We start from the raw sequence: 6,947 nt of genomic DNA, 5'->3' as shown, positions 1-6,947 counted from the left end.
GGCCAGAATCCATGCCAGATCGCGTGCTGGAAGCGGACCGCCGTCGCGGACCCGCGACGCGGGCTCGGCGAGCGTGGCTGCCTACCTGATTCCCGTCGTGCTCACCCGGATCGACAGCAGCATGTTCGTTGCCGTCACGAACAGCACGTTGCGCTTGGCCCCACCGAACGTCAGGTTCGAGCACACCTCCGGCAGCAGCAGCTTGCCGAGCAGCGTGCCGTCCGGGTCGAAGCAGTGCAGGCCGTCGTGGGCGGCGGCCCAGAGCCGGCCGGCGTCGTCGACCCGCACGCCGTCGAAACTGCCGCCGTGGCAGGTGGCGAACACCTCGCCGCCCGAGAGGGTCCGGTCGGGCCCGACGTCGAAGCGGCGCAGGTGCCGGAGCTCGCTGTCGACGATGTAGAGCGTGCGCTCGTCCGCGGAGAAGGCCAGGCCGTTGGGGCGGTCGAAGTCGTAGGCGACCCGGGTGACCGACCCGTCCGGGTCCCGCCGGTAGACGTGGCAGCCGTCGATCTCCGGGGTGGCGTGGTGGCCCTCGTAGTCGCTGTCGATGCCGTACGCCGGATCGGTGAACCACACGCTGCCGTCGCTGTGTTCGACCAGGTCGTTGGGGCTGTTGAACCGCTTGCCCTGCCAGCGGTCGGCCAGGACCGTCACGGTGCCGTCGGGCTCGGTGCGCGTCACCGACCGGGTGCCGTGCTCGCACTGCAGCATGCGGCCCGCGCGGTCGATGGTGCGGCCGTTCGCATAGCCGCCCGAGCTGCGCCAGACGCCGACGGCGCCGGTCGCCTCGTCCCACGCGAGGACGCGGTCGTTCGGGATGTCGCTGAACAGCACGGTGCGCCAGGCCGGCGAATAGGCCGGGCCTTCGAGCCAGCTGCCCTCGTCGTAGAGCACCTCGGCGAACCTGTCCCCGCGGACGGGGGAGAACCGCTCGTCGCGGCGCTCCCACTGGGCGCGGATCCTGGTCGCTGTCACGTCTGACTCCTTTGTCCGGCTTCTGGCCCACTGCGGTGGCCAGTACATCATCGCCGGTGCGGTCAGCCGGTCATCCCGACGTTTCGAGCACCTCGGCGGCCGTCGTGACCTCGATCAGCGGCGCGTACAGCCGCATGATGTCCAGGGCGCGCTCGTGGTTCTCCGCCGTCGAGCCCGCGCAGGCGTCTGCGACGACGAGCACCCGGCGGCCGGCGTCGGCGGCGGCGAGCGCCGTCGAGATCACGCAGCAGTCGGTGGCGACGCCCGCGAGCACGAGCTCGCCGGCGCCGCGGGTGGCGGCCTCCAGCTCGGGGCCCCACTTCCCGAAGGTGGTGCGGGTGACGACGGGCGCCCCGGCGTCGACGACGTCGGCCAGGTCGGCGATCTCATACAGCGGGTCGTCCTCGGGCACGAGCGCGAACGGCCACTGGTCGAAGTAGGCGCGCCAGGCGCCGTCGGGCACGGTGGGGGCGACGTACCTGGTGAGGACCGTGCGTCCTGCGAAGGCGGGGAGCAAGCGGCGCGTGCCGGCGAGTGCGCTCGGGTAGTCGGGCGCGGCCCAGGGGCTCGGCGGGCGGGCGAAGACGTCCTGCATGTCGATCACGACCAGGGCGGCGTCCGCCATCCTCAACGCTCCTCCTGGCGGCGGACCGCTCCGGCCGTCAGCAGGAGCGTCCCCGCGAAGCAGATGGCCAAGGCGACGAGCACGCCCAGGTTGGCGCCACCCCAGGTGCCGTCGGCGCCGCCGAGCGGCCCCAGCAGGTAGCCCTGCCACGCCAGCCACGGGGCGTAGGTGTTGGTCACCAGCCCCCAGCCGACGGCGGTGCCGCCCAGCACCAGGATCACCGCCGACCAGTTCACGGCCCCGTACCGGCCGGCGGGGTCGTAGAGGTCGGCGTCGGTGTAGTCGCGGCGGCGCAGCAGGATGTCGGCGAGCAGCACGCCGCACCAGGCGGCGACCGGCACGCCGAGCGTGATGAGGAAGCCCTGGAACGGCCCGATGAACGAGTCGGCCACGAACACGACGTAGATCGCGCCGATGATCATGAGCCCGCCGTCGATGGCGGCCGCCACCCAGCGCGGCGCGGGCAGGCCGAGCGAGAGCAGGGCCAGGCCGGACGAGTAGATGTCGAGCGCTGCGCCGCCGATCAGCCCGGCCAGGGCCACCACGGCGAACGGGATGAGAAACCAGGTGGGCAGGATCGTGGACAGGGCGCCGATCGGGTCGGCGCCGATGGCCGCGTTCAGGGCGGGGTCCGAGCCGGCGAGCAGCAGACCGAACACGAGCAGGACCACGGGGGCCAGCGAGGCGCCCAGGGTGGTCCAGCCGACGATCCGCGGCCCGGAGGCGGAGCGCGGCAGGTAGCGCGAGTAGTCGGCGGCCATGTTGACCCAGCCCAGGCCGAACCCCGTCATCATGAACACGAGCCCGCCGATCACCTGCGGCGAGCCGCCCGCGGGGATCGCGGCGACGGTGGCCCAGTCGATGTGGTCGGCCACCAGGATGATGTAGACGACGGTGAGGACCGCCGTCAGCACCGTGATGATCACCTGCAGCCGCATCACCAGGTCGAACCCGAAGATGCCCGCGGTGACCACGACGGCCGCCACGACCACGAGGGCCACGACCTTGGTGACCGTGCCGCCGCCCCAGCCCAGGGCGCCGAGCACCGTCGACGTCGCGAGCGTGGCCAGGGCCACCAGCACCGTCTCCCAGCCCACGGTGAGGACCCACGACAGCAGCGACGGGAGCTTGTTGCCCTGCACGCCGAACGCCGCCCGGGACAGCACCATGGTGGGCGCCGAACCGCGCTTGCCGGCAAGCGAGATGAACCCGCAGAACAAGAACGACACGATGATGCCGATCGCGCCGACCACCACCGCCTGCCAGAACGAGACGCCGAACCCGAGCAGGTAGGAGCCGTAGCCGAGCCCGAGCACGGACACGTTGGCCGCGAACCACGGCCAGAACAGGTCGCGCGGCGAGCCGCGCCGCTCGGTCTCGTCGATGGTGTTGAGGGCGTTGGTCTCGACCGCCGTGGGGACGCTCATGGCCGCGATCATGCCACCAGCCGCTGACACGCACGAGGGCCCGCACCGTGCTGGTGCGGGCCCTCGTAGTGCGGCGTGGCCGAGCGGGGTCGGCCGTGGCCGGCCGGTGAGCGTCAGCCGACGAGCGTCAGCCGACGAGTGTCAGCCGACGAGTGTCAGCCGACGCGGATGAAGGTCGGGCTGGACTGCCAGATCTCGTCGTAGCGCACGGTCTCGCCGGGGACCGGGGCCTCGACCTGCATGCCGTCGCCCGCGTAGATGGCGACGTGGCCGGGGCTCCAGATGAGGTCGCCGGGCTGTGCCTCGGCCGCCGAGACGACGGTGCCGGAGTAGCGCTGCTCCGCCGAGGAGTGCGGCAGGGTGATGCCGACCTGCGCGTACACGTAGGACGTGAACCCGGAGCAGTCGAACCCGGCGGGCGTCGCGCCGGCCCAGACGTAGGGCACGCCCAGGTACTGCATGGCGATGGAGACGATGTCGGAACCCGCGGCAGCGGCCGGGGCGGCCTCTTCGACTGCCTCCTCAGCGGGCTCCTCGGCGACGGCCTGCTCCACGACCGGCTCGGGCTCGACGACGGGCTCCGGCTCGGGCGCCGGAGTCACCTTGATCGTCCCCGTCTCCAGCCTGAACTTGCTGTCGGCGGCGACCTTCACCGGGGGTGCGGTCGTCACCTCTTGCGTAGCCGCGACCCGCTCGACGGAGGCCTGCGACGTCTTTGTGATGATCTCGAGCTCGGCCGTTGCCGTGCCCTGGTCGCTCACGGGTGCGGCGTCCGCGGGGACGCTGAGCAGGGTGACGACCAGGCCCGAACCGGCTGCCACGATCGCGCCGCGGCGAGCGGCGCCGGAGATGCCCCGCGCCGCGGCGCGGGAGATGGGGGTCAGCGGGGTGATGGGTTTGCGGGCAGCACGATGGCGCCCAGGCGTGCGAGTAGTCACGATCGGTTCTCCGGACGCCTACGAGGTGAGCTGTCGGATTCGGATCGGAGAATGACCCGGCCGCGTCCTGCTGGTGCGGCTTCACCCCAAGGGCACCGGATGGTGCCCGACTTCGTGGTTCCCCCGTCCCTGTCATCTGGTCGGTGCAGTCCCGGAGGCGCTGACAGGGCTCGGCGTCCGCCTCGGGAGCCCACGGATTTACCGTGAGCGGGATCGACCGTAACCCCGGACCGCTGGAAAGTCACAATCGCGTTACGGTCGACGGATAGCCATATGTCCGGCTTGACCTGGTTATCCAACGTGGGCTACGTCACGGCGCGCGATGCGGGCGCCGTCCCCGGCAGGGACGGCGCCCGCGTTCGCGCCGGTCACACCGGTCGCGCCGGCCCTGCCTACTCCGGCCGGACGTTGTGGTTGTGTGCGAACAGGTTGCTCGGGTCGTACTGCCGCTTGACCGCAGCCAGCCGCTCGTACGTCCCCGCCGGGTAGACGGCGGCGATGTCCTGGTCGGTGGCCGACGTCAGGAAGTTCGCGTACGCGCCGTTGATGTGCGGGTCGAGCTTCTCCCAGATCGCGTCCAGGCGGCCGCGGGCGGCCTCGACGACGGCTGCCGGGCCGCCCGCGACGGTCGCGACCATCAGCTCCGCCCCGCGGTGCGCGTAGGCCGTGGCGTCGGCCGGCACCCGGGACACCGCGCCGCCCACGCTCCGGACGGCGATCGACGGCGACCCCGGCGACGTCCCGACCTCGGCCAGGATCTGCAGCACCTCGGGCACCGACTCTCGGTCGACGAAGCCGTCGTGGGCCAGCACCTCGATGCCGGGCGGCGGCGAGCCGCCCTCCACGAGGATGTCCGCGTAGGCGTGCGGGGCGACGTCGTCGTCGAGGACTGTCCCGAGCCCGCGGATCGGGTCGAGCGCCCGGGCGGCGAGCTGAGGGTCGTCGCCGTCGAACGCGACGTGGATCTCGACCGGCGCCGCCGGGCCGCCCGCGAGCGGGTTGGCGAGGTTCGCGATGGACGTGAGCTCCTCCGGCGCCGCACGGAGGTAGTCCGCCCAGCCCTGGAGCACCTCGACCGCCTCGGCCTGCGGGAACGTGATCTTGCCGAAGAAGACCTCGGTGGTCGGGTGCGCCACGAACTCGAAGGCCGTCACGACGCCGAGGTTGCCGCCACCACCGCGGATCGCCCAGAACAGCTCGGGGTTCTCGTCGGCGCTCGCGGCCACGATCTCGCCGTCGGCGGTGACCACGTCGGCGGCGACCACGCTGTCGAGGGCCAGGCCGTACTTCCGGGCCTTCCAGCCGATGCCGCCGCTGAGCGTCAGCCCGCCGACGCCGACGCTCTTCGTGTCGCCCGAGGAGATGGCCAGGCCGTGCGGGGTCAGTGCCGCCGCGACCTCGCCCCAGGTGGCGCCGCCGCCGATCCGCACGAGGTGACGCTCGTCGTCGACGACCTCGATGCTCGCGAGCCTGCTCAGATCGATCACGACGCCGCCGTCGTTCGTGCCGAAGCCCGCGAAGCTGTGCCCGCCGCCCCGCACCGACAGCGTGAGCCCGGAGCCCGCGGCGAAGCGGACCGCCGCCTGTACGTCGCCGGCGGTCGCGGGGCGCAGGACGTAGGCAGGGCTGCCCGCGGCCAGCTTCGAGCGACCGACCGCCTCGTACTCGGCGTCGCCCGGTTCGATGAGGTCGCCGCCGAAGTCGCGGCGAAGGGTGTCAAGGGCTGAAGTCATGGCATTCCTTCCACAGGAGCCGGGCTGCGTGTCGCACCCGGATGAAGAGGAGACTCCGCAGCCGCGACAGGTGTGACAGCGCGGCCGTGTGGCCTGGGTCACGCGGCGGTCCCTGCCGCTAGAGCTCGCCCATGAGGTCGAAGTCGAAGCCCTCGGCACGCGCGAGGTAGAGGCGCTGTTCGGCGTGGTTGCCCTGGAACCGCATCGAGCCCCGCGGGCCCTCGTACACGACGCCGTCGACCGAGCGGTCGGTGGCCGCCACCGCCGCGCTCCCGGCCCGCTCGACGATGGTGCGCAGCGCGAAGATGCCCTCGTAGCAGGCCTCCGCCGCGGCGCCGACGGCGGGGGCGTGCACGCCGTGATGGGCGGTGTAGCGGCCGATGAGGTCGAGCGCCTCGCCCGTCGCCAGGCTCCGGAACCAGCCACCGGTCGAGTAGAGGTTCGCTGTGCCGCCCACGCCGCTGCCCATGAGCATGTTCTCCTCCATGAGCGTGCTCAGGCGGACCATCCGCTCGTCCAGGCCCTGCCGGGCGAACGCCCTGTTGAACCGGACCCCGTTCTGCCCGACCATCAGCATCAGGACGCCGTCGGCCCGCGACGCCTCGATGTCGTTCACGACGCCGCCGAGCTCCGCCCGGCTCGCTCCCTGCTCGGCGAGGAACCGGGCGCCGGCGAACTCCACTCCGAGGGACGCGACCTGGGTGGACAGCACCTGGAACGTGCGCTTCGGCCAGGCGTAGTCGTCCCCGACGACGTACCAGCTCCGCACCCCGAGCTCGGCCCGCAGCCGGGCGATGGCGGGGAAGAGCTGAGCCGACGGGACCTCCCCGGTGACGTAGAGGCCGGGCCGCGTCTCGGCACCCTCGTACGCGGCCGGGTAGACGTAGGGCACGCGGCGCTGCACCAGCGGCACGACGGCGTTGCGCACCGCGGAGGTGTGCCAGCCGGTCAGCGCGTGGATGCTGCCGGCGGTGAGCGCTCGGGCCACCTGACGACGGAGGATCGGGAGGGGCTGGCCGGCGTCGAGGAACTCGGCGCGGACGGGGCGGCTGAGGATCCCGCCCGTCGCGTTCATCTCGGCCACGGCCAGCTCCGTCACGGCTTGGCACGACGGGCCGTAGATGCCCCCGGGCCCCTGGAAGTGCAGGAGCGCGCCGACGACGAAGTCCGACATGACGCCCCGTCCCGTGATGGGCCCTGAGAGGTTCCTCTTACTGGGCTCGGCCTGTGTTGGCGGGTAGTGTACGAG

Annotated in this window: 6 protein-coding genes and 1 riboswitch; all 6 genes read right to left on the bottom strand. The window is 72.3% G+C overall.

Annotated elements, in window-relative coordinates:
* Positions 1 to 81: 81 nt before the first annotated feature.
* Positions 82 to 975 carry an SMP-30/gluconolactonase/LRE family protein gene (locus ACFT2C_RS20955; RefSeq protein ID WP_377209014.1) on the bottom strand — a complete coding sequence of 298 codons (894 nt, stop codon included), beginning with the start codon at positions 973 to 975 and terminating at the stop codon, positions 82 to 84.
* Positions 976 to 1,045: 70 nt separating this feature from the next.
* Positions 1,046 to 1,600: a cysteine hydrolase family protein gene (locus ACFT2C_RS20950; protein WP_377209013.1), complete on the bottom strand. Its 555-nt coding sequence runs from the start codon at positions 1,598 to 1,600 to the stop codon at positions 1,046 to 1,048.
* 2 nt (positions 1,601 to 1,602) lie between these two features.
* Positions 1,603 to 3,027: a purine-cytosine permease family protein gene (locus ACFT2C_RS20945; RefSeq protein ID WP_377209012.1), complete on the bottom strand. Its 1,425-nt coding sequence runs from the start codon at positions 3,025 to 3,027 to the stop codon at positions 1,603 to 1,605.
* A 155-nt stretch (positions 3,028 to 3,182) separates the two neighbouring features.
* Positions 3,183 to 3,965 carry a C40 family peptidase gene (locus ACFT2C_RS20940; protein WP_377209011.1) on the bottom strand — a complete coding sequence of 261 codons (783 nt, stop codon included), beginning with the start codon at positions 3,963 to 3,965 and terminating at the stop codon, positions 3,183 to 3,185.
* Positions 3,965 to 4,121: riboswitch (cyclic di-AMP (ydaO/yuaA leader) on the bottom strand. It overlaps the preceding gene by 1 nt.
* 236 nt (positions 4,122 to 4,357) lie before the next feature.
* On the bottom strand, positions 4,358 to 5,698 hold the full coding sequence (locus ACFT2C_RS20935) for an FAD-binding oxidoreductase (protein WP_377209010.1): 1,341 nt from the start codon (positions 5,696 to 5,698) through the stop codon (positions 4,358 to 4,360).
* 118 nt (positions 5,699 to 5,816) lie between these two features.
* Positions 5,817 to 6,872 (bottom strand): substrate-binding domain-containing protein, encoded by a 1,056-nt coding sequence (locus ACFT2C_RS20930; protein ID WP_377209009.1) that lies wholly within the window; start codon positions 6,870 to 6,872, stop codon positions 5,817 to 5,819.
* Between the last annotated feature and the right edge of the window lie 75 nt (positions 6,873 to 6,947).

The sequence above is a fragment of the Promicromonospora sp. NPDC057138 genome (genome assembly GCF_042670845.1).
Taxonomy (GTDB): Bacteria; Actinomycetota; Actinomycetes; order Actinomycetales; family Cellulomonadaceae; genus Promicromonospora.
This window is presented reverse-complemented; position numbering and strand designations above follow the sequence as displayed.